The sequence below is a fragment of the Streptomyces morookaense genome, assembly GCF_013030945.1.
Lineage (GTDB): Bacteria > Actinomycetota > Actinomycetes > Streptomycetales > Streptomycetaceae > Streptomyces > Streptomyces morookaensis.
This window is the reverse complement of record NZ_JABBXF010000001.1, coordinates 171,346-191,532: the sequence shown is the minus strand read 5'-3', so window position 1 is coordinate 191,532 and position 20,187 is coordinate 171,346. Positions and strand designations below refer to the sequence as shown.

General features: G+C 72.3%; 19 protein-coding genes. 15 read left to right on the top strand and 4 right to left on the bottom strand.

Annotated features, from left to right (window positions below; genetic code table 11):
• The first annotated feature begins 973 nt into the window (after positions 1-973).
• From HG542_RS35890 to HG542_RS00850, 3 genes are read left to right on the top strand one after another with little or no spacing between them, the layout of a single operon-like run.
• Positions 974-1,516 (top strand): carboxymuconolactone decarboxylase family protein, encoded by a 543-nt coding sequence (locus HG542_RS35890; RefSeq protein ID WP_308699097.1) that lies wholly within the window; start codon positions 974-976, stop codon positions 1,514-1,516.
• Positions 1,517-1,529: 13 nt separating this feature from the next.
• Positions 1,530-2,183, top strand: coding sequence for an MBL fold metallo-hydrolase (locus HG542_RS00855; protein WP_171077990.1), 654 nt, complete (start codon positions 1,530-1,532; stop codon positions 2,181-2,183).
• A gap of 47 nt (positions 2,184-2,230) precedes the next feature.
• On the top strand, positions 2,231-3,010 hold the full coding sequence (locus HG542_RS00850; RefSeq protein WP_171077989.1) for an exodeoxyribonuclease III: 780 nt from the start codon (positions 2,231-2,233) through the stop codon (positions 3,008-3,010).
• Positions 3,011-3,027: 17 nt separating this feature from the next.
• Here HG542_RS00850 and HG542_RS00845 read toward each other — a convergent pair whose 3' ends face one another.
• Positions 3,028-4,851: an SGNH/GDSL hydrolase family protein gene (locus HG542_RS00845; RefSeq protein ID WP_171078009.1), complete on the bottom strand. Its 1,824-nt coding sequence runs from the start codon at positions 4,849-4,851 to the stop codon at positions 3,028-3,030.
• 147 nt (positions 4,852-4,998) lie between these two features.
• Between HG542_RS00845 and HG542_RS00840 the strand changes: the two genes are divergently transcribed.
• Positions 4,999-5,439, top strand: a complete 441-nt coding sequence (locus tag HG542_RS00840) for a DUF6278 family protein (RefSeq protein WP_171077988.1) — start codon at positions 4,999-5,001, stop codon at positions 5,437-5,439.
• A 16-nt stretch (positions 5,440-5,455) separates the two neighbouring features.
• On the opposite strand, the gene HG542_RS00835 is transcribed toward HG542_RS00840, so the two are convergent.
• Positions 5,456-6,229: a GntR family transcriptional regulator gene (locus HG542_RS00835; protein WP_171077987.1), complete on the bottom strand. Its 774-nt coding sequence runs from the start codon at positions 6,227-6,229 to the stop codon at positions 5,456-5,458.
• Between the two features lie 202 nt (positions 6,230-6,431).
• Here HG542_RS00835 and HG542_RS00830 point away from each other — a divergent pair, with 202 nt between their 5' ends.
• The 4 genes from HG542_RS00830 to HG542_RS00815 are packed head-to-tail and all read left to right on the top strand — an operon-like array spanning position 6,432 to position 9,645.
• Positions 6,432-7,175, top strand: coding sequence for an amino acid ABC transporter ATP-binding protein (locus HG542_RS00830; RefSeq protein ID WP_171077986.1), 744 nt, complete (start codon positions 6,432-6,434; stop codon positions 7,173-7,175).
• A 15-nt stretch (positions 7,176-7,190) separates the two neighbouring features.
• Entirely contained in the window at positions 7,191-8,099 is a 909-nt protein-coding gene (locus tag HG542_RS00825) for a glutamate ABC transporter substrate-binding protein (protein WP_171077985.1), read from the top strand.
• The gene (locus HG542_RS00820; protein ID WP_171077984.1) at positions 8,096-8,740 is read left to right on the top strand and encodes an amino acid ABC transporter permease; all 645 of its coding nucleotides are present in this window, start codon (positions 8,096-8,098) and stop codon (positions 8,738-8,740) included. Before HG542_RS00825 ends, HG542_RS00820 begins: the two co-directional genes overlap by 4 nt.
• A complete protein-coding gene (locus tag HG542_RS00815) occupies positions 8,737-9,645 on the top strand; it encodes an amino acid ABC transporter permease (RefSeq protein ID WP_171077983.1) in 909 nt (302 codons plus the stop codon). Before HG542_RS00820 ends, HG542_RS00815 begins: the two co-directional genes overlap by 4 nt.
• On the opposite strand, the gene HG542_RS00810 is transcribed toward HG542_RS00815, so the two are convergent.
• Together HG542_RS00810 and HG542_RS00805 are read right to left on the bottom strand one after the other, a co-directional pair.
• Entirely contained in the window at positions 9,600-10,781 is a 1,182-nt protein-coding gene (locus HG542_RS00810) for a globin domain-containing protein (protein ID WP_171077982.1), read from the bottom strand. The two genes, HG542_RS00815 and HG542_RS00810, sit on opposite strands and share 46 nt — an antisense overlap.
• Before the next feature lie 78 nt (positions 10,782-10,859).
• Complete coding sequence (locus HG542_RS00805; RefSeq protein ID WP_171077981.1) at positions 10,860-11,306, bottom strand: RrF2 family transcriptional regulator; 447 nt, start codon at positions 11,304-11,306, stop codon at positions 10,860-10,862.
• 172 nt (positions 11,307-11,478) lie between these two features.
• Here HG542_RS00805 and HG542_RS00800 point away from each other — a divergent pair, with 172 nt between their 5' ends.
• The 7 genes from HG542_RS00800 to HG542_RS00770 all read left to right on the top strand — a co-directional run bounded on the left by HG542_RS00800 (position 11,479) and on the right by HG542_RS00770 (position 20,183).
• Complete coding sequence (locus HG542_RS00800) at positions 11,479-12,366, top strand: SGNH/GDSL hydrolase family protein (RefSeq protein ID WP_171077980.1); 888 nt, start codon at positions 11,479-11,481, stop codon at positions 12,364-12,366.
• 122 nt (positions 12,367-12,488) lie between these two features.
• The gene (ggt, locus tag HG542_RS00795; RefSeq protein ID WP_171077979.1) at positions 12,489-14,297 is read left to right on the top strand and encodes a gamma-glutamyltransferase; all 1,809 of its coding nucleotides are present in this window, start codon (positions 12,489-12,491) and stop codon (positions 14,295-14,297) included.
• Between the two features lie 79 nt (positions 14,298-14,376).
• Positions 14,377-15,426 carry a ligand-gated ion channel gene (locus HG542_RS00790; protein WP_171077978.1) on the top strand — a complete coding sequence of 350 codons (1,050 nt, stop codon included), beginning with the start codon at positions 14,377-14,379 and terminating at the stop codon, positions 15,424-15,426.
• 164 nt (positions 15,427-15,590) lie between these two features.
• Positions 15,591-16,433, top strand: a complete 843-nt coding sequence (locus HG542_RS00785) for a nitrilase-related carbon-nitrogen hydrolase (protein ID WP_171077977.1) — start codon at positions 15,591-15,593, stop codon at positions 16,431-16,433.
• Positions 16,434-16,462: 29 nt separating this feature from the next.
• Positions 16,463-17,746, top strand: coding sequence for an aspartate aminotransferase family protein (locus HG542_RS00780; protein ID WP_171077976.1), 1,284 nt, complete (start codon positions 16,463-16,465; stop codon positions 17,744-17,746).
• Positions 17,743-19,146: a dihydropyrimidinase gene (hydA, locus tag HG542_RS00775; protein ID WP_171077975.1), complete on the top strand. Its 1,404-nt coding sequence runs from the start codon at positions 17,743-17,745 to the stop codon at positions 19,144-19,146. Before HG542_RS00780 ends, hydA begins: the two co-directional genes overlap by 4 nt.
• Positions 19,147-19,160: 14 nt before the next feature.
• Positions 19,161-20,183 (top strand): TIGR03842 family LLM class F420-dependent oxidoreductase, encoded by a 1,023-nt coding sequence (locus tag HG542_RS00770; RefSeq protein ID WP_171077974.1) that lies wholly within the window; start codon positions 19,161-19,163, stop codon positions 20,181-20,183.
• Positions 20,184-20,187: the final 4 nt, after the last annotated feature.

Here is a 20,187-nt window from a genome sequence, read left to right as displayed (position 1 = left end):
CATTCCCGGGCCCCCGGCGGGCCGCGCCGCGGACGACTGGCCGACGGGAGGCGGAGGCGCTCCGGCGGGGCCGGTGCCGGGTCCTGGCCGGCCGGCTGATGCGGCGACGGGTGCGGGACCGGGCGCGGTCGCGGGTGTGAGTCCGGGTGAGGGTGCCGGGCGTGACGACTGGCCGGTGCCGTCGGGCGGTGCCTCGGCGGTTGCGGTTTCCGAGCCGGCCCGTCCGGGTGCCCCTGTGCCCGGCTCGGGCGTCGGGCGTGACGACTGGCCGGTGCCGTCGGGCAGTACGTCTGCGGTCGCGGCTGCTGAGCCGGCCCGTCCTGCTGGCGCTGTGCCAGGCCCGGGTGCCGGGCGTGACGACTGGCCGGTGCCTTCGGGCGGTGCCTCGGCGGTTGCGGTTTCCGAGCCGGCCCGTCCGGGTGCCCCTGTGCCCGGCCCGGGTGCCGGGCGGGACGACTGGCCGGTGCCGTCGGGCAGTACGCCTGCGGCCCCGGCTTCCGAGCCGGCCCGTCCCGGTGCCCCCCCGCCCGGCACGGCCGCCGGACCTGGCGACCAGCCCGTGCCGCCCCGCAGCGCTCCGGCGGGCTCTGCCTTCGCCGGGCCGGGCGGCTGGGCACCCGCGCCGGGGCCGCGTCCGGACGCTGCGCCGCAGGGCGGCGCCTCGCCGTCCCGTCCGGCCGGAGCGCCGGACGACTGGCCGGTTGCGGTCGGCAGTACTCCCACGGGCAGCGCCGTACCCCCTCGCGCAGCCGGAGCGACCGGCGACTGGCCCGCCCCCGCGGCAGCGGCGGGCGGCACTGCCGTACCCGCGGCCGACGACTGGCCCGCTCAGGGCGCCGCGCCTGCCCAGCCGATCACGGTGGACGACTGGCCCGTTCCGGCAGGCAGTACCCCGGCGGCGGGTTCCGGCGCACCCTCGGGCCGCCCGGCCACCGGGGCGGCCCCATCGGGTAGTTCGGGGAGCCCGGCCGAGGTGGACACCGCCGTCGTCTCGATCCGCCCGCCCGCGGCGGTCGACGGCCCTTCCGCCCCGCCCCCGCCCGCAGGCGCCGCCCCCGTGCCCGATCGCCCATGGCCCGCCCCGCCGGTCGACGCCCCCGCCGGGACCGCGCGTCCGGCAGGGGGCACCGGAGGCGCCGTCGACCACCGCCCCGCCGGGCTCCCCGTACCGTTCCTGCCGCCCGCAGCGGGGCTCGCCGAGGAGGACGACTTCCACGAGCTCGTCATGGGCCGCGACGCCGCGATCTGGGCCCGGCCGGGGCTGGATCTGCGGAGCCGGCTGCTCGTGACGCTCGCCGCGCTCACGGCCGGCGGGCATCTCGACGAGCTGGAGGTGCACGTGCGGGCCGCGCTCCGGCACGGTGTGGCGGCCGAGGAGGTCAAGGAGGCGCTGCTGCAGTGTGCGGTCTCGTGCAGCCCCCCGGCCGTGCGCGCGGCCTACGCCGTGGCCCGCCGCGTCATCGCGGAGGAGGGCGGGCAGGGCGGTCAGGAGGAGGCCGCGGAACCGCAGCCGTAGCAAGATGGGCGGCATGAAGCTGACCAAGCAGTCCCACGCCTGCGTCCGGCTGGAGAAGGACGGCCGGACGCTCGTCATCGACCCCGGCGGGTTCAGCGAACAGGACGCGGCCGTCGGGGCGGACGCCGTGCTCGTCACGCACGAGCATCCGGACCACTTCGACGAGGGCCGGCTGCGTGCCGCCCTGGAGGCGAACCCGGCCGCCGAGCTGTGGACCCTGCGCAGCGTCGCGGAGCAGGTGTCGGCGGCCTTCCCCGGCCGCGTCCACACGGTCGGGGAAGGCGACGCCTTCACCGCCGCCGGGTTCGACGTCCGCGTCTACGGGCAGCTGCACGCCGTGATCCACCCGGACCTCGACCGGATCACGAACGTCGGGTACTTCGTCGACGATTCCGTCTTCCACCCCGGCGACGCGCTCACCGTCCCCGACCGGCCCGTGGACACGCTGATGCTGCCGGTGATGGCCCCCTGGAACAAGGTCTCGGAGGTCATCGACTACCTCCGCGAGGTCAAGCCGCGCCGGGCGATCGACATCCACGACGGGCTGCTCAGCGATCAGGCCAGGCCGGTGTACGACCGGATGCTCGGCCCGCAGGGTCCGGGCGGCGTCTCGGGGGCCGAGCACGGGCGGATGGTGGCGGGGGAGAGCCGGGAGCTGGGGGCGTGAGAGGCGACGCGGGCGGGGTTGTCACACCCGGCCGTTAGGGTGGCTGCATGCGCATCGCCACCTGGAACGTGAACTCGATCGGCGCCCGCCTGCCCCGGCTCCTGGCCTGGCTGGAGAGCAGCGGCACGGATGTGCTGTGCCTGCAGGAGGCCAAGTGCACGGCGGAGCAGTTCCCCACGGCGGAGCTGCGCGAGCTGGGCTACGAGGCGGCGGTCAACGCGACGGGCCGGTGGAACGGGGTGGCGGTGCTGTCCCGCGTCGGTCTCGACCAGGTGGTCACGGGCCTGCCGGGCGGCCCGGACTACGAGGGCGCGCAGGAGCCCCGTGCGATCTCCGCGACATGCGGAGGCGTGCGCGTCTGGTCGGTGTACGTGCCCAACGGGCGCGACGTCGAGCACGACCACTACGGCTACAAGCTCCGCTGGTTCGAGGCCCTGCGCGATGCGGTGGCGGCGGACGCCGCGGGCGACCTCCCGTTCGCGGTCCTCGGCGACTACAACGTGGCCCCCACCGACGAGGACGTCTACGACCCGGCCGTCTTCGAGGGCCTCACGCACGTCACGCCCGCAGAGCGCGCCGCCCTCGCCGCCCTGCGCGACACGGGCCTGTCCGACGTGGTGCCCCGCCCGCTGAAGTACGACCGTCCGTACACCTACTGGGACTACCGCCAGCTGTGCTTCCCCAAGAACCGGGGCATGCGCATCGACCTGGTCTACGGCAACGCCCCCTTCGCCAGCGCGGTGAAGGACGCCTACGTGGACCGCGAGGAGCGCAAGGGCAAGGGCGCCTCGGACCATGCCCCGGTCGTCGTCGACCTCGACATATAGCGCAACGGCCCGGCGGCTCAGACCAGTTCGCGCAGTGCCGCCGAGTCGCTGAACGCCCGCATCCCGGCGTCGTTCGGGTGCAGGTGGTCGCCGCAGTCGAAGCGCGCCAGCATCCGCTCGGGATGCTGCGGGTCGCGGACGGCCGCGTCGAAGTCGAAGACGGCGTCGTAGGAGTCCTCGTCGCCCCGGATGTGCCGGTTGACGGCGACGCGTTTGGCGTCGGCGGCCGCGGTGCAGTCGTGGAAGCCGCCGCACGGCGCGATGGTGGCGGCCACCACGCGCATCCCGCGCTCGTGCGCCTGCTCGGCGATCGAGCGCAGCGCGGCGATGATCTGGTCGGCCGTCGTGTTCGAGCGGATGTCGTTGACGCCCTCGAAGACGATCAGCGTCCGGGCCGAGGTCTGGGCGAGGACGTCGCGCTCCAGCCGGTGGCCTGCGCTGACCCCGGCCATGACGCTGCTGGTGCCGTTGCCGGAGTAGCGGTCGGCGACCACCTGGTTCCCGGAGATCCCGGCGTTGAGCACGCCGAGGGCGGGCAGGGTGCGCTGCGCGCGCAGCCTGCGCGCCAGCAGGTCGGGCCACCGTACGTTCGCGCCGGGCGTCGAGCGTTCGCCGTCGGTGATCGAGTCGCCGAGCGCCACGACGGAGCCGGGCCCGCCCTCGGCGTCCACGCCGGTGAGCAGCGGCCAACTGCCCAGTGTCTGGCGGAAGGAGGCGTCGCCGGTCTCCAGCGTGCGGTCGCCCGCGCCGTCGACGGTGAGGTACGAGACCTGGTTGGTGGTGTAGCTGTGCACCGGCAACGCCCGTACGGTACCGGGCAGATGGAGGCTCACCAGCAGGTTGCTGTCGGCCGGCACCCGGAAGCCCACGGGGTCGCTGAACTGCTGGGCCCCGGCGGGGATCTCGGTCCCGGCCCGGCCGCCGAAGGCGAGGGGCACGGGCCGCCCGGCCGCCGTGGCGCCCCGGCCCTGCAGGGCCACGCTCGCGGCGCCGATCCGCACCGGGCGCCCGGCGAAGGTGTTCGCCAGCCGGATCCGGGTGCGCGGGCCGCCCGCGCTGCTGTGCACGACGAGCCGCAGTGTCCGCTCGTTCCACGGCCCCACGGAGGCGTACCCGGAGGTGGGCGCGGCCCAGCTGCCGGTCCACCCGTTCGAGGGAGTGCGCAGCGCCAGTGCGAACACATGGAGCGCGGCGGAGCCGCCGGTGCGCGGAAGGACGACGGAGCGGACCTCGCGGTTGCGGACGACGGGCACGGTCACCGCGTACAGCCGTGCGGTCGTGGCCTGTTGGCCCGCCGGGGTGTTGACGTGGGGCAGCCCGACGGCCTTGGTGGTGAGCGGGCCGTGCTTCCAGTCGGGGGCGGTGAGGGTGTAGCCGCCGGAGGAGCCGTCGCGGTAGCGGACGGTTCCCCGGCCGCTCGCCCGGCCGCCGGTGCCGGCCACGAGGAAGGTGAGGGCCTCGCCGCGGCCGGTCAGCTGCACGGCCTGCCCGGCGGCCCGCACGTTGTCGGGCTGCCCGGCGGCGGCGCGGGGCCAGTGCAGGGGCGAGGCGTCGAGGGTCAGGGTGCGGCCGGGCGTCCAGCCCGCGGCCCGCAGGTCCTGGGCGGAGAGCGAGGCGCCCGTGCCGTCGAAGTCCGCGGCCCGGGGGCGGCCGTCGTCGCTGACCGCCGTATTGTCGAAGAGCCGCTCCAGGGGGAGCGGCTCTCGTGCTGCCGCCGGGTCGGCGGCGAGGGCGGGGGAGTGGGGGAGGACCAGGGCGCACACGGCCCCCGCGGCGACGGCTCCGGCCGCCGTCCGCCACCGTCTGTGCCGGGTCCCGCCGTTCATCGCTGTGCGCAGCATGCGACTCATGCCCTCCTGCGTACCCGCTCCGACTGTGGCGGGATGAAGCTAAGGAGACACCGCGGGTACGTCAAGGAGGCCGTGCGGCCACGTCGTGTGCAGCGCGCCTGTGGTGGGGCCATCCGTGCGAGTGACATCCTGGCCGGTATGAACATTCCCTTCTTGGACGGCTGGCGCAGGCGGCATGGTGCTGCGCGCGGGGTGGCGCTGCTCGGGACGGGGGAGTGGGACCCGGAGGGTCTGGCCGCGCTGCTGTCGGAGTGTGAACTGCTGCGTGCGCACGCGCAGTCGGCGGGGGTCGCGCTCGACGACTCGCCGGAGTCCCTGGAGGGGCTGGACCAGCTGCAGCCGCGCTGGCGCGAGGACCCGGAGCTGGTGCCCTGGCTCGGGAACGACGCAGGGCTGTACCTGGGCACGGTGGTGGTCCGCACGGTCGCGGGCGCGGGCTGGCGGGTCCGGTCCGACGGACAGCCGGTGGTGCTGCTGGCGAACGGCCGCGAAGCGGACGTGGTCGGGGCGGGGCGGGAGTGGGCGGCGGACGGTGCCCCGGAGCTCTCCCAGCTCTACGCGGAGCTCGCAGAGATCTGACGGTCAGTCGGGAGCCTCAACTCGTGAACGGGATCGTGTACTCCAGGCGCCAGCGGTCCGCGCGGACCACGATGTCGGAGGTCTCCACGGCCCGGTCCTCGCCGTCGAAGTGGGTGCGCTCGACGACCGTGACGCACTGCCCGGCCGCACAGCCGAGCGCCTCCGCCTCGGGCGTGGTGGCCGGCCGGGAGCCCACCAGCTCCCGGGCCCGGACGACCCGGATCCCGATGGCGGCCAGCCGGCCGCGCACCCCGCGCCGGGCGTAGGGTCCCCGTTCGGGGAGGGCCACGTCGGTGCCCGCGGTGATGGTCAGCGGCTCCCAGCTGGTGGCCAGCTGCACCGGGTGCCGGTTGGCCAGGTACTCGTACTGCGTGCACAGCACGGGCTCGCCCGGCCCGATCCCGAGCCGCTCGGCGATCGGTCCCGGGGCGGACGTCTCGGCGGAGGAGGCCTCCCAGGTCAGGACGGTCGCGGGGCGGCCCGTCGGCGGCGCGGTCCCGTAGCCGCGGATCTGTGCGGCGAACGGGGTGTCGACCGCGCCCGTCGAGCGCAGCAGTGTCCCCAGCGGTGCCCGGTCGGCGACGAACACGCCCCGCCCGAACTGCCCTTCCGCGTATCCCGCCGCCTTGAGCACCCGCACCGCGCGGTCCACCGTCTGGTCGCTGGCCGCGTAGGCGCGTTTGAGCTCCGAGCGGGACGGGATGCGGTCGCCCACGGCGAGGCCGCCCTCGTCGATGCGCCGCCGCAGATCGTCCGCGATGCGCAGATACACCGGCCTGCTGTCCCCCACGCCAGGCTCTCCTCTCCCGGGCTCCCCCGTATGGACCCACAGGCTAGGTACCCAGGCTTTGTCTGTGTACCTAGGGCAAATGGCGGCTGATGCGGCATCTATCCGGCCTGATTCCTTTTATATGCGTGTCGCCCCTCATATCCCGTATCGAGGCGGATATTTTGCTGCGACCGCGGGCAGCCGAGGACAGGTAGGGCTGGTAATGGCCGTCGAGCCGTTGATCGAACTGCGCAACGTCAACAAGCACTACGGCAGCGTGCACGTGCTGCAGGACATCAGCCTGACCGTCGGACGCGGCGAGGTCGTCGTCGTCATCGGCCCCTCCGGCTCCGGAAAGTCCACCCTCTGCCGCACCATCAACCGTCTGGAGCCCGTCGAGTCCGGCACCATCCTCCTCGACGGACAGCCGCTGCCCCAGGAGGGCCGGGCGCTGGCGAGGCTGCGCACCGAGGTCGGCATGGTCTTCCAGTCCTTCAACCTCTTCGCGCACAAGACCGTGCTCGCCAACGTCTCGCTGGCCCAGGTCAAGGTGCGCAAACGCGGCAAGGAGGAGGCGGACAAGCGCTCGCGCGAACTGCTGGAGCGCGTCGGCCTGCTCGCCCATGCCGAGAAGTACCCCGCCCAGCTCTCCGGCGGGCAGCAGCAGCGCGTGGCCATCGCCCGCGCGCTGGCCATGGACCCCAAAGCGCTGCTGTTCGACGAACCCACATCGGCCCTCGACCCGGAGATGATCAATGAAGTCCTGGAGGTCATGCGGCAGCTCGCCCGGGACGGCATGACCATGGTCGTCGTCACCCACGAGATGGGTTTCGCGCGCTACGCCGCCAACCGCGTCGTCTTCATGGCGGACGGCCGCATCGTCGAGGACCGCACGCCGGAGGAGTTCTTCACCGCCCCCGAGAGCGAACGGGCCAAGGACTTCCTCTCCAAGATCCTCAAGCACTGAGCGGGGTGACGACGCATGCGACGCAGCATGGCCGCGCTGGCCCTCACCGCCGTCGCCCTCCTCGCCGCCGCCTGCGGCAGGGAGGGCAGCCCGCCCGTCAAGGGCCCCAAGCCCGAACAACTGCCCGTCTACCACGTCGCGACCGGCTTCGAGCTGACCGATTCGACCACCTGGCGCGCCGCGAAGAGCCGCGGCCACCTCGTCGTCGGCGCCAAGGAGGACCAGCCCTACCTCGGCGAGAAGGACCCCGCCACCGGTGTCTACTCCGGCTTCGACATCGAGATCGCGAAGATGATGTCCGCCTCCCTCGGCTTCGACCCGAAGACGATCGTCTTCCGCACCATCGCCTCGGCCAACCGCGAAACCGGCCTGCAGAACGGCCAGATCGACTACTACGTCGGCACCTACACCATCAACGACCTCCGCAAGAAGCAGGTCGGCTTCGCCGGGCCGTACTACATCGCCGGCCAGTCGCTGCTGGTCCGCAAGGACGAGAAGGGCATCGACGGCCCCCAGGACCTGGCCGGCAAGAAGGTCTGCTCCGCGGCGGGTTCCACCCCGCTGCAGCGCATCGAGCGCGACTACCCCAAGGCCAAGCCGGTCGCCTACGACACCTACTCGATCTGCGTCGACAACCTCCTCAGCCTCCAGGTGGACGCCGTCACCACCGACGACACCATCCTGATGGGCTTCGCCGCCAAGGCGCCCGACGAGCTGCGGATGGCCGGAAAGCCCTTCTCCCGGGAGCCGTACGGGATCGGCGTGCCACGCGGCGACACCGCCCTGCGCCTCGCGCTCGACGACGCCATCGAGGAACACATGAAGAACGGCGACTGGAAGAAGGCCTACGACGCGACCCTCGGCCTCTCCGGGGTGCCCGCCCCGCAGCCCCCCGCCGTCGACCGCTACGGGACCGCCTCATGAACGTCCTCACCGACAACCTCTCCCTGTACGGCAAGGGCCTGCTCGGCACCGTCGAACTCACCGTCTACGGTTCGCTGCTGGCGCTGGCACTCGGCTTCGTGATGGCCTCCTTCCGGGTCGCCCCGGTCGGCTCGCTGCGCGTCTTCGGCACGGCGTGGGTCGCGGTGCTGCGCAACACCCCGCTGACCCTGCTGTTCTTCGCGGTGCTGCTCGGCCTGCCGCGCTTCGGCGTCGTCCTGCCGTTCCAGCTCTTCGCCGTCCTCGCCCTGGGCTGCTACACCTCGGCGTTCATCTGCGAGGCCATCCGCTCGGGCATCAACACCGTGCCCACCGGCCAGGGCGAGGCGGCCCGCAGCCTCGGCATGTCCTTCGGGCAGACCCTCTGCGGCATCGTGCTGCCGCAGGCCTTCCGGTCGGTCATCCCGCCCATCGGCTCGACCCTGATCGCCCTCGCCAAGAACTCGGCGATCGCCGGGGCGTTCAGCGTCACCGAACTCCTCGGCACGTACAAGACGCTCAACGAACTCGGCTACAGCATCATCTGGTCGTTCGTCTGGATCGCCGTCGGCTACCTGATCGTGACCCTGACCATCAGCGCGTTGTTCAACGTGCTGGAGAAGCGCTGGGGAGTCGCCCGATGAGCACGACCGGCACCGCGCTCTACGACATTCCCGGTCCGCACGCCGTCCGGCGGCACCGCCTCTACGGCGTCGCGGCGACGGCCGTGATCCTGGCCGTGATCGCCCTGGTGCTCTATGTCCTCTTCGACACCGAGCAGTTCACGGCGGCGAAATGGCGGCCCTTCGCCTACAAGGGCATCCAGGAGATGCTGCTGCGGGGCCTCGGCAACACGCTCAAGGCGTTCGCCTACGCGGCCGTGCTCGCCCTGGTCCTGGGCGGACTGCTCGCCTGCGGGCGGCTGTCCGAACACCGTGCCGTGCGCTGGGCGGCCACCGTGGTGGTGGAGTTCTTCCGCGCGATGCCGGTCCTCGTCATGATCTTCTTCGTCTTCGTGGCCCTGAAGGTCCAGCCCCTGCCCGCACTCGTCACGGGGCTGACCCTCTACAACGCCTCGGTGCTCGCGGAGGTCTTCCGCACCGGCGTGCACGCCGTGGCGCGCGGGCAGCGGGAGGCGGCGTACTCGCTGGGCATGCGCAAGACGCAGGTGATGGCGTACGTGCTGGTGCCGCAGGCGGTACGGGCCATGCTGCCCGCGATCATCAGCCAGCTGGTCGTGGCCCTGAAGGACACCTCGCTCGGCTTCCTGATCACCTACGAGGAGTTCCTGCACGCGGGCAAGCTCATCGCGAGCAATCTGGACTACGACCTGCCGTTCATCCCGGTCGTGATGATCATTTCCCCCATCTACATCGGCATGTGCATGCTGCTGTCACGCTGCGCGACGTGGGTCTCGCGCTGGGAGCGGCGCAGCGTCAAGACCGAGGCGGTGGAGGTGGCCCCGGCAGAGCCGGGCATGCTGCTGCCGGGGGCCGACGCGACTCACCCCTCCGCGCCCAGCCACAGGTCCGGGCCGAAGACCTCGTAGTGGATGTCCGCGGCGGCGATACCGGCCTCCAGGAGCTGCGCCCGCGCCGCGCGCATGAACGGCAGCGGACCGCACAGGTAGGCCACCGTGCCGGCCGGGATCTCGACGCTCGACAGGTCCACCAGGCCCGTACGGTCGGCGGGCCACTCCGCCTCCGGCTCCTCGTACCAGACGTGCGCCTCGGCGTCCGGCAGCTTGGCGACCAGTGCGCGCAGGTCGGAGCGGAAGGCGTGGGTCGACGGGCTGCGGTCGGCGTGCACGGCGATCACCTTGCGCCGCGCTTCCGTCGCGGCCAGGTGCGTCAGCATGCCGACGATGGGCGTGCAGCCGATGCCGGCCGAGGCGAGCAGCACCGGGGCGTCGCCGTCCTCCAGGGTGACGTCGCCGAAGGGGGCGCTGACGAGGATCGTGTCCCCGACCTTCACCCGGTCGTGCAGGTGGGCGGACACCTCTCCGTCGCCGACCCGCTTGACGCTGAACTGCAGGGCTCCTTCCGGCTGTCCGGAGAGGCTGTACTGGCGGATCTGCTGCGCGCCGTCGGCCAGTGTGACCTGGACGGAGACGTACTGGCCGGGCCGCCCGGCCGGCACCGGCCGTCCGTCCGTCGGCTGCACGACGAAGGTCGTCACGTCGTCGGTCTCCCGGAAGCGGCCCACGACCTCGCACGGGAACCCGGCCCGGCCGGGGGCGGTGCCCGCCTCCTCGTAGAGCCGCGCCTCCAGCGCGATGAGCGCGTTGGCCATCAGCCAGTAGACCTCGTCCCAGGCCGCCGCGACCTCGGGGGTGACCGCGTCGCCGAGCACCTCGACGATCGCGGCGAAGAGGTGCTCCTGGACGATCGGGTACTGCTCGGGCGCGATGCCCAGGGACGCGTGCTTGTGGGCGATGCGCGCGAGCATCGCGTCGGGGCGGACGTCCGGGTGCTCGACCAGCGCCGAGGCGAAGGCTGCCACAGCACCCGCAAGAGCCTGCTGCTGGCTGCCGTTGGCCTGGTTGCCGCGGTTGAACAGGTCGCGCAGCAGGCCGGGGTGGGCGGCGAAGAGCTTGTCGTAGAACAGCGGCGTGATCTCGCCTATCGCACCGCCGACCGCGGGCAGGGTGGCGCGAACGACTTCGGTCGACTTCGGTGACAGCATCGACGGCTCAGCTCCTTAACTTGCATCTTGGATTCGCATTAAAGCGCAGGGGGGTGCGCCCCCTGGCGGAGGGGTGGATCAGGTCTGCGGAGGATGCGGACTCAGGCTCAGCAGGACGGGTCCGGTGGGCGGGCCGGCCAGTTCCTCGACGGTGAGCGGATCGAGAGCGGTGTAGAACGCCTCCTGCGCGGCGCGCAGCGCACTGCGCAGTCGGCATGCCGAGCGCAGCGGGCACGGCGGCTCGTCCTCGCAGCCGACGACGTCACCGGTGCCCTCCAGCTCGCGGACCAGCCGGCCGACCGAGCCGGTGCGTCCGGCGGAGGTGAGGCTGAGGCCGCCGCCGCGGCCTCGGCGGGCCTCGACGACCCCGAGGTGCTGAAGGCGGCTGACCACCTTGGCGGCGTGCGTGTAGGGCACGCCGACCTCGCCGGCCACTTCCCGGGTGGTCGGCGCCTGCGCTTCGTCGGCGACCGCCAGGCGCATGGCGATGCGCAGGGCGATATCCGTGCTTTTGGTCAGTCGCACACCGGCAATCTAGCTAATTTGGACTCCTGGAGTCCAAATTATCGGGACCGGAGTGAGGCGGCTCACGCAAGGCGATGAGGTTGACATGTCAACGACGCAACGTGAATCTGACCTGGCGTTGATCAACAACTGTTGATCGCGTACAGGTCATTTTTCGACATTCACGGAGGTAATGGTGTCGCAGACGTACAGGCACGGTGGGCGGCAGTACGGAAAGGCTCTGGCGGCGTTCGGCGCGGCCACGGCGCTGGCGGCCGGTGCCGCCGCCCCCGCGGCCGCGGCTTCCCATGACGGCGAGGCCTACGTCGCGCTCGGCGACTCCTACACCTCCGGCCCCGGCATCCCGCAGCAGTCCGGCGGCGACTGCGCCCGCTCCAGCGTCAACTACCCCTCGCTGACGGCGAAGAAGCTGCACGTGTCGTCCTTCAAGGACGTCAGCTGCAGCGGCGCCACCACGGACGACATGTGGCGCGCGCAGGGCGCCAACCCGCCCCAGCTGAACGCCCTGGGCAAGCGCACCACCCTCGTCACCGTCGGCATCGGCGGCAACGACATCGGCTTCGGCGGCATCATCGGCACCTGCGCCCAGCTCTCGCCCACCGACCCGGCCGGCGCCCCCTGCCGCAAGCAGTTCGCCGCGGGCGGCACGGACCAGCTCGTCAACCGCATCGACGCCGCGGCCCCCAAGATCGCCAAGGTGCTCAAGGCAGTTCACCAGCGCGCGCCGCACGCCCGCGTCGCGCTCGTCGGGTACCCCGCGATCATGCCGGACAACGGCGTCGGCTGCTTCCCGGCCGTGCCGATCGCCGCGGGCGACGTTCCCTATCTGCGCGACACCGAGAAGCGGCTCGATGCGATGTTGCAGCAGCAGGCCCGGAAGGCGCACGTCCGGTACGTCGACACGTACCGGCCGACCGTCGGCCATGACGTCTGCAAGCCTGCTGCCGAGCGCTGGATCGAGGGGGCCCATCCGGAGAACCCGGCCGCGCCGTTCCACCCCAACGCCAAGGGGGAGCAGGCGATGGCGGATTCGGTGACCGGTGCGGTGCGCCGACGTTAGGCGGCACCCCAGCGGTGGCTGGGGGAACCTCGACCGCGGGCGCGTCGTGGCTGATCGCGCAGTTCCCCGCGCCCCTTCGGGGCGCTAGGCTCCGGGGCCCGTTCGCCATACCGGAGGTAGTAATGGCCCTCCCCAGACACGCCGCCCACCGGCGCCTCACCGTGCTCACCGCAGTCGCCGCCCTCGCCGCGGGGGCGGCAACCGCCCCCGCCCACGCGTCCGTTCAGAAGTCCCCCGTCGCCGCCGGCTACGGCGGCGCGGTCGCCAGCGTCGACGCCGACGCCACGGCCGCCGGCATAGAGGTGCTGCGCAAGGGCGGCAACGCGGTCGACGCCGCCGTCGCCACCGCCGCCGCACTCGGTGTCACCGAGCCCTACTCCGCCGGCATCGGCGGAGGCGGCTACTTCGTCTACTACAACGCCCGTACGCACAAGGTCTCCACGCTCGACGGCCGCGAACGCGCCCCGCTCAGCGCGACCAAGGACCTCTTCCTGGAGAAGGGCAAGCCGATCGGCTTCGCCGACGCCGTCACCAGCGGTCTGAGCGTCGGCACCCCCGGCACCCCCGCCACCTGGGACACCGCCCTGCGCAGCTGGGGCAGCCGGCCGCTCGCCCAAGTGCTGCGCCCGGCCGAGCGGTTGGCGCGCGACGGCTTCACCGTCGACGCCACCTTCCGGCAGCAGACCGCCGACAACCAGGCGCGCTTCAAGGACTTCCCCGCCACCGCCAGGATCTTCCTGCCCGGCGGAAAGCCGCCCGCCGTCGGCAGCACCCTCAAGAACCCCGACCTGGCCCGCACCTACGCCCTGCTGGCCGAGCAGGGCGTGGACGCCGTCTACCACGGAGCCGTGGGACGCGACCTCGTACGGACCGTCCGAAAGCCGCCCGTCGACCCCGCCTCGCACCGCCTGGCGCGCCCCGGCGACCTCACCGCGAAGGACCTTGCGGCGTACCGGATCGAGCAGCAGGCGCCGACCCGGGTGACCTACCGCGGGCTCGACGTCTACGGCATGGCCCCGTCCTCCTCCGGCGGCACGACGATGGGGGAGGCCCTCAACATCCTGGAACACGGCAACCTCCGGAAGGCGGATCAGGCGACCTACCTGCACCGCTACATCGAGGCGAGCAGGATCGCCTTCGCCGACCGCAACCGGTGGGTCGGCGACCCGGCACAGGAGAACGTTCCCGAAAAGGGGCTGCTGTCCAAGAAGTTCGCGGACTCGCGCGCCTGCCTCGTCAAGGACGACAAGGTGCTGACCAGCCCGCTGGCCCCCGGCGACCCGCGCCGGCCGGCACCGTGCGGCACGCGGGCCGGTACGCCCGCGCCGACGCCGTACGAGGGGCAGCAGACCACGCACCTGACGGTGGCCGACAAATGGGGCAACGTCGTCGCCTACACCCTCACCCTGGAGCAGACGGGCGGCAGCGGCATCACCGTGCCCGGGCGCGGGTTCCTGCTCAACAACGAGCTGACCGACTTCTCGTTCACCCCCGTCACCCCGGGCGTGCACGACCCCAACCTGCCCGGCCCGGGCAAGCGACCGCGCTCCTCGATGTCGCCGACGATCGTCCTGGACCACGGCAGGCCCGCCTTCGCGCTCGGCTCGCCCGGTGGCGCGACGATCATCACGACCGTGCTGCAGACCTTCCTCGACCACGTCGACCGCGGCATGCCGCTCGTCGACGCGATCGCCGCACCGCGGGCGAGCCAGCGCAACGCGGCGAGGACCGAGCTCGAACCGGGCCTGTGGAACAGCCCGTTGCGTGCCCGGCTGGAGGCGCGCGGGCATGCGTTCGCCCTGAACCCGGAGATCGGCGCGGCGACCGGGGTGCAGCGCCTGCCGGACGGGCGGTGGCTGGCGGCCGCGGAGAAGGTGCGGCGCGGCGGCGGCTCGGCGATGGTGGTGCGGCCGAGCGGACCATCGCACTGAGCGGCGACCCATCCCCCGTACGGGTGGACCGGTCCGATGATCCGGTTGGCCCGTACGGGTGCTGCACAGCATAAGTCCCATGGGGGAGGGTGCAGTTCGCGTCGGCCGGTGGGTGCTGCTCGCCGGTCTGGCCGTGTCGGTCCTGCCGGCCGGGGTGCCGGCAGCGCTGGGGCTGTGGTCCGCAGCCCCGGCCGCTGCCGCACCGGCCGCGGTCCCCACATGCGAACTCGGCGTCTATCTCAACGATTTGTACAATCTGGACCCCGTCAAGCACTCCTTCGACGCCCGGTTCACCCTGTGGTCCGTGTGCCCGGCGAAGGACCTGGACCCGCTGCCCACGGTGGCGTTCAGCAACGGCAACGACCCGCAGAAGGACGATCCCAGGCCGTCGGAGTCCCGGGGCCGGTTCCGTGATCTGCTGCGGGTGCAGGGGACGTTCCGGCAGGACTGGGATCTGCGTGCCTTCCCCTTCGACCGGCACCGGCTGCAGATCGTGCTCACCGCCAACTCCGACACCGGGCATTTCCGGTTCACCCCGGACAACGCCAACTCGGCCCACAATGCGGCCATCGCGCCGGACGGCTGGAAACTGACCGGCTTCCGCCTGACCCCGGCCGAGCGGAACTTCCCCACCAACTTCGGCGACCCCGCGCTGCCCCGCGGTGCGGGCAGCACCCGCAGCGCGGTCGTCATCGAGGCCGACCTGGTGCGCCAGGACCCCACGGTCTTCTGGAAGCTCACCGGTCCGCTGTACCTCACGCTGCTGCTCGTCACGGCGACGTTCCTGCTGCCCGCCCACCACCGCGAACTGGGCATCGCCGAGCGCCTGGACTCCCTGCAGAGCCGGCTGGCGCTGCTGGGCGGCGGGCTGTTCGTCGTCATGCTGAACATGCAGCAGGTCGGCACGGTCGTCACCAGCACCCGCGGGCTGACGCTCGTCGACTGGCTGCACCTGCTGACCCTGGCCTACGTCCTCCTCGCCGTGCTGGCCACGGTGCTGTGCTGGCGCTGGACGGTCGACGGGGGCGACGTGGCGAAGGTGGAGCGCCTCAACCGCCGTGCGGCGGTACTGGGTCTGGTGGGGTACTGCGTGGTCGCGGGCGTCCTGGTGGGACTGTCCGTCGCCTGACCGAAAAGGCGGCAAGTCCTTCTTTCATCACGGCGCCTCCGCCACGCTTCCGGCGATGGTCTTGCCACAGCGTGTGACGGGACCTACGGTCGCATCCATCCCCACGCGGAGCGGATCTTCGCGTGCCAGCCAGGCGCAAGCCGGTTCCGGCAGAGGAGCAGCTCATGGCCAACGTTGTCCGCGCCGCCCTGGTCCAGGCCACCTGGACCGGCGACACCGAGTCGATGATCGCCAAGCATGAGGAACACGCCCGCGCCGCCGCCGCACAGGGCGCCAAGGTGATCGGGTTCCAGGAGGTCTTCAACGCGCCCTACTTCTGCCAGGTGCAGGACAGCGAGCACTACCGCTGGGCCGAGCCCGTTCCCGACGGGCCCACCGTGCAGCGGATGCAGCAGCTCGCCCGCGAGACCGGCATGGTGATCGTGGTCCCGGTCTTCGAGGTCGAACAGTCCGGCTTCTACTACAACACCGCCGCCGTCGTCGACGCCGACGGCAGCTACCTGGGCAAGTACCGCAAGCACCACATCCCCCAGGTCAAGGGGTTCTGGGAGAAGTACTACTTCAAGCCGGGCAACGCCGGCTGGCCCGTCTTCGAGACGGCCGTCGGCCGCGTCGGCGTCTACATCTGCTACGACCGCCACTTCCCGGAGGGCTGGCGGCAGCTCGGTCTCAACGGTGCCCAGCTCGTCTACAACCCCTCCGCCACCTCGCGCGGCCTCTCCGCCTACCTCTGGCAGCTCGAACAGCCCGCGGCCGCCGTCGCCAACGAGTACTTCGTCGCCGCCATCAACCGCGTCGGGCAGGAGGAGTACGGGGACAACGACTTCTACGGCACCTCGTACTTCGTCGACCCGCGCGGGCAGTTCGTCGGCGACGTCGCCAGCGACACCAAGGAGGAACTCGTCGTCCGCGACCTGGACTTCGGCCTCATCGACCAGGTGCGCCAGCAGTGGGCCTTCTACCGGGACCGCCGACCCGACGCCTACGACGGGCTGGTCCGGCCGTGACCGGCCTGCACGCGCGGCACCGTGCCGTCATGCCGGAGTGGCTCGCCCTCTACTACCGCGAGCCGCTCGAACTCACGCACGGCGAGGGCCGGTATGTGTGGGACGCCGAGGGGCGGCGCTACCTGGACTTCTTCGGCGGCATCCTCACCACCATGACCGCCCACGCGCTCCCCGAGGTCACCAAGGCCGTCGCCGAGCAGGCCGGCCGCATCCTGCACACATCCACCCTCTACCTCGACCGGCACATGGTCGAACTCGCCGAACGCATCGCCGCCCTCTCCGGCATCCCGGACGCGCGCGTCTTCTTCACCACCTCCGGCACCGAGGCCAACGACGCGGCCCTCCTGCTGGCCACCACCTTCCGGCGCTCCAACCAGGTGCTGGCCATGCGCAACAGCTACCACGGCCGCTCCTTCTCCGCCGTCGGCATCACCGGCAACTCCAGCTGGTCGCCCACCAGCCTCTCCCCGCTCCAGACGCTCTATGTGCACGGCGGGGTGCGCACCCGCGGCCCGTACGCGCAGCTGTCCGACGCGGAGTTCACCGCGGCGTGCGTCGCGGACCTGGAGGACATGCTCGGTCAGGTGCACGGCACCGTCGCCGCTCTGATCGCCGAACCCGTCCAGGGCGTCGGCGGGTTCACCGCCCCGCCCGACGGCCTCTACGCGGCCTTCCGCGACGTGCTGCAGCAGCACGGCATCCTGTGGATCACCGACGAGGTGCAGACCGGCTGGGGCCGCACCGGCGACCACTTCTGGGGCTGGCAGGCCCATGCCGCGAGCGGCCCGCCGGACCTGCTCACCTTCGCCAAGGGCATCGGCAACGGCATGTCGGTCGGCGGCGTCGTCGCCCGCGCCGAGGTCATGAACTGCCTCGACGCCAACTCCATCTCCACCTTCGGCGGCAGCCCCGTCACCATGGCGGCCGGCCTCGCCAACCTCACCTACCTGCTGGAACACGACCTGCAGGGCAACGCCCGCCGCGTCGGCGGCCTGCTGGCCGAGCGGCTGCGCGCCGCCACCGCGGGCCTGGCCGTGGTCCGCGAGATCCGCGGCCGCGGCCTCATGATCGGCGTCGAGCTCACCGAACCCGACGGCACGCCCTCGCCACGCGCCGCCTCCCTCGCCCTCGAACACGCCCGCGAGGCCGGGCTGTTGATCGGCAAGGGCGGCCGTGAGGGCCACACCCTGCGCATCGCCCCGCCGCTCACCCTCACCGTCGCCGAGGCCGAACAGGGCGCGGAGATCCTCGGGGGCGTGCTGCGCCGGGTCCAGGACACCATCGGCACCATCGGCGGGAAGGAACGGCCATGACCCGACGGACCGTCATCCGCGGCGGGCTCGTCATCACCGCCGCCGAGGAGACGTACGCGGACGTCCTCGTCGAGGGCGGCACGATCGCGGCCCTGGCCGCGTCCGACAGCGACTGCGCCCGGGCGTGGACGGCCGACCGCACCATCGACGCGACCGGGAAGTACGTCATCCCCGGCGGCGTCGACGGCCACACCCACCTCGACCTGCCCTTCGGCGGCACCTCCTCCTCCGACACCTTCGAGACCGGCACCCGGGCCGCCGCCTGGGGCGGCACCACCACCATCGTCGACTTCGCCGTCCAGCCGCGCGGACGGGCCCTGCGCGAGGGGCTCGACGCCTGGCACGCCAAGGCCGAGGGGCAGTGCGCCGTCGACTACGCCTTCCACATGATCCTCTCCGATGTGAACGAGGGCGTGCTGAAGGAGATGGACCTCCTCGTCGGCGAGGGCGTGACCTCGTTCAAGCTCTTCATGGCCTACCCGGGCGTCTTCTACAGCGACGACGGGCAGATCCTGCGCGCCATGCAACGGGCCTCCGGCAACGGCGGGTTGATCATGATGCACGCGGAGAACGGCATCGCCATCGACGTCCTCGTCGAACAGGCCCTCGCCGCCGGACGCACCGATCCCCGTCACCACGGCGAAGTGCGCAAGGCCCTGCTGGAGGCCGAGGCCACCCACCGCGCCATCCAGCTCGCGCGCGTCGCCGGCAGCCCGCTGTACGTCGTGCACGTCTCGGCGCAGGAGGCCGTCGCGGAGCTGGCGCAGGCCCGTACGGCCGGGCTGCCGGTCTTCGGCGAGACCTGCCCGCAGTACCTCTTCCTGTCCACCGACAACCTCGCCGAACCGGGCTTCGAGGGCGCCAAGTACGTCTGCTCCACGCCGCTGCGCCCCCGCGAGCACCAGGCGGCCCTCTGGCGCGGGCTGCGCACGGACGCCCTCCAGGTGGTCTCCACCGACCACTGCCCGTTCTGCTTCGCGGGTCAGAAGGAGCTCGGCCGCGGCGACTTCTCGAAGATCCCCAACGGTCTGCCCGGCATCGAGAACCGGATGGACCTCCTCCACCAGGCCGTCGTCGACGGGCACCTCACCCGCCGCCGGTGGATCGAGATCGCCTGCGCCGCCCCCGCCCGGATGTTCGGCCTCGCCCCGCGCAAGGGCACCATCGCCCCGGGCGCCGACGCCGACATCGTCGTCTACGACCCGCAGGCCCGTCAGACGCTCTCCGCCCGGACCCACCACATGAACGTCGACTACTCGGCGTACGAGGGCAAGGAGATCACCGGACAGGCCGAGACCGTCCTGTCCCGCGGCGACGTCGTCATCGACCGGCGGACGTTCACCGGACGCGCCGGACACGGCCGCTACATCCCCCGCACCACCTGTCAGTACCTCCCGTAAGGAGCACGTGCACCGTGGACTTCGGCCTCGTCCTGCAGACCGACCCGCCCGCCACCGCCGTCGTGGACCTCATGCGCCGCGCCGAGCAGGCCGGCTTCCGCTACGGCTGGACCTTCGACTCGGCCGTGCTGTGGCAGGAGCCGTTCGTCATCTACAGCCGCATCCTGGAGCAGACCGAGCGGCTGATCGTCGGCCCCATGGTCACCAACCCCTCCACCCGCACCCCGGAGGTCACCGCCTCCACCTTCGCCACCCTCAACGACATGTACGGCAACCGCACGGTGTGCGGCATCGGCCGCGGCGACTCGGCGATGCGGGTCGCCGGCCGCAGGCCGAACACGCTGGCCGCGCTGAGCGAGTCGATGCGCATCATCCGCGACCTCGCCGAGGGCCGTGAGACGGACGTCCACGGCACGGCGCTGCGCATCCCGTGGGTGCGCGACGGCCGCCTCCCGGTGTGGATGGCCGCGTACGGACCCAAGGCGCTGGCCCTGGCCGGGCGGGAGGCGGACGGCTTCATCCTCCAGCTCGCCGACCCGTACCTGACGGAGTGGATGGTGAAGGCGGTGCGGAGGGCGGCCGAGGAGGCCGGGCGCGACCCCGCCTCCCTCACGATCTGCGTGGCCGCGCCCGCATACGTGGGCGACGACCTGGCCCACGCGCGGGAGCAGTGCCGGTGGTTCGGCGGCATGGTCGGCAACCACGTGGCCGACCTGGTCGAACGCTACGGGGAGGCCTCGGGGGCGATCCCGGAGGCCCTGACGGCCTACATCAAGCAGCGGCACGGCTACGACTACAGCCACCACGGCCGGGCGGGCAACCCGTCCACGGACTTCGTCCCGGACGACATCGTGGACCGCTTCTGCCTGCTGGGCCCGGCGGCGGCACACCGCGAACGACTGGAGCAGCTGCGGGAGTTGGGGGTGGACCAGTTCGCGGTGTATGCGATGCATGATGCGCGGGAGGCGACGATCGATGCGTACGGGGAGCATGTGATCCCGGCGCTGGGCCAGCGCCCCGTAGGCGGGCGCCCCTGACGGG

Coding starts and splice junctions, on each gene's coding strand:
- HG542_RS00855 (WP_171077990.1), top strand. CDS start 1,530: ATGAAGCTGACCAAGCAGTCCCACGCCTGCGTCCGGCTGGAGAAGGAC.
- HG542_RS00850 (WP_171077989.1), top strand. CDS start 2,231: ATGCGCATCGCCACCTGGAACGTGAACTCGATCGGCGCCCGCCTGCCC.
- HG542_RS00845 (WP_171078009.1), bottom strand. CDS start 4,851: ATGCTGCGCACAGCGATGAACGGCGGGACCCGGCACAGACGGTGGCGG.
- HG542_RS00840 (WP_171077988.1), top strand. CDS start 4,999: ATGAACATTCCCTTCTTGGACGGCTGGCGCAGGCGGCATGGTGCTGCG.
- HG542_RS00830 (WP_171077986.1), top strand. CDS start 6,432: ATGGCCGTCGAGCCGTTGATCGAACTGCGCAACGTCAACAAGCACTAC.
- HG542_RS00825 (WP_171077985.1), top strand. CDS start 7,191: ATGCGACGCAGCATGGCCGCGCTGGCCCTCACCGCCGTCGCCCTCCTC.
- HG542_RS00820 (WP_171077984.1), top strand. CDS start 8,096: ATGAACGTCCTCACCGACAACCTCTCCCTGTACGGCAAGGGCCTGCTC.
- HG542_RS00815 (WP_171077983.1), top strand. CDS start 8,737: ATGAGCACGACCGGCACCGCGCTCTACGACATTCCCGGTCCGCACGCC.
- HG542_RS00810 (WP_171077982.1), bottom strand. CDS start 10,781: ATGCTGTCACCGAAGTCGACCGAAGTCGTTCGCGCCACCCTGCCCGCG.
- HG542_RS00800 (WP_171077980.1), top strand. CDS start 11,479: ATGGTGTCGCAGACGTACAGGCACGGTGGGCGGCAGTACGGAAAGGCT.
- ggt (WP_171077979.1), top strand. CDS start 12,489: ATGGCCCTCCCCAGACACGCCGCCCACCGGCGCCTCACCGTGCTCACC.
- HG542_RS00790 (WP_171077978.1), top strand. CDS start 14,377: ATGGGGGAGGGTGCAGTTCGCGTCGGCCGGTGGGTGCTGCTCGCCGGT.
- HG542_RS00785 (WP_171077977.1), top strand. CDS start 15,591: ATGGCCAACGTTGTCCGCGCCGCCCTGGTCCAGGCCACCTGGACCGGC.
- HG542_RS00780 (WP_171077976.1), top strand. CDS start 16,463: ATGCCGGAGTGGCTCGCCCTCTACTACCGCGAGCCGCTCGAACTCACG.
- hydA (WP_171077975.1), top strand. CDS start 17,743: ATGACCCGACGGACCGTCATCCGCGGCGGGCTCGTCATCACCGCCGCC.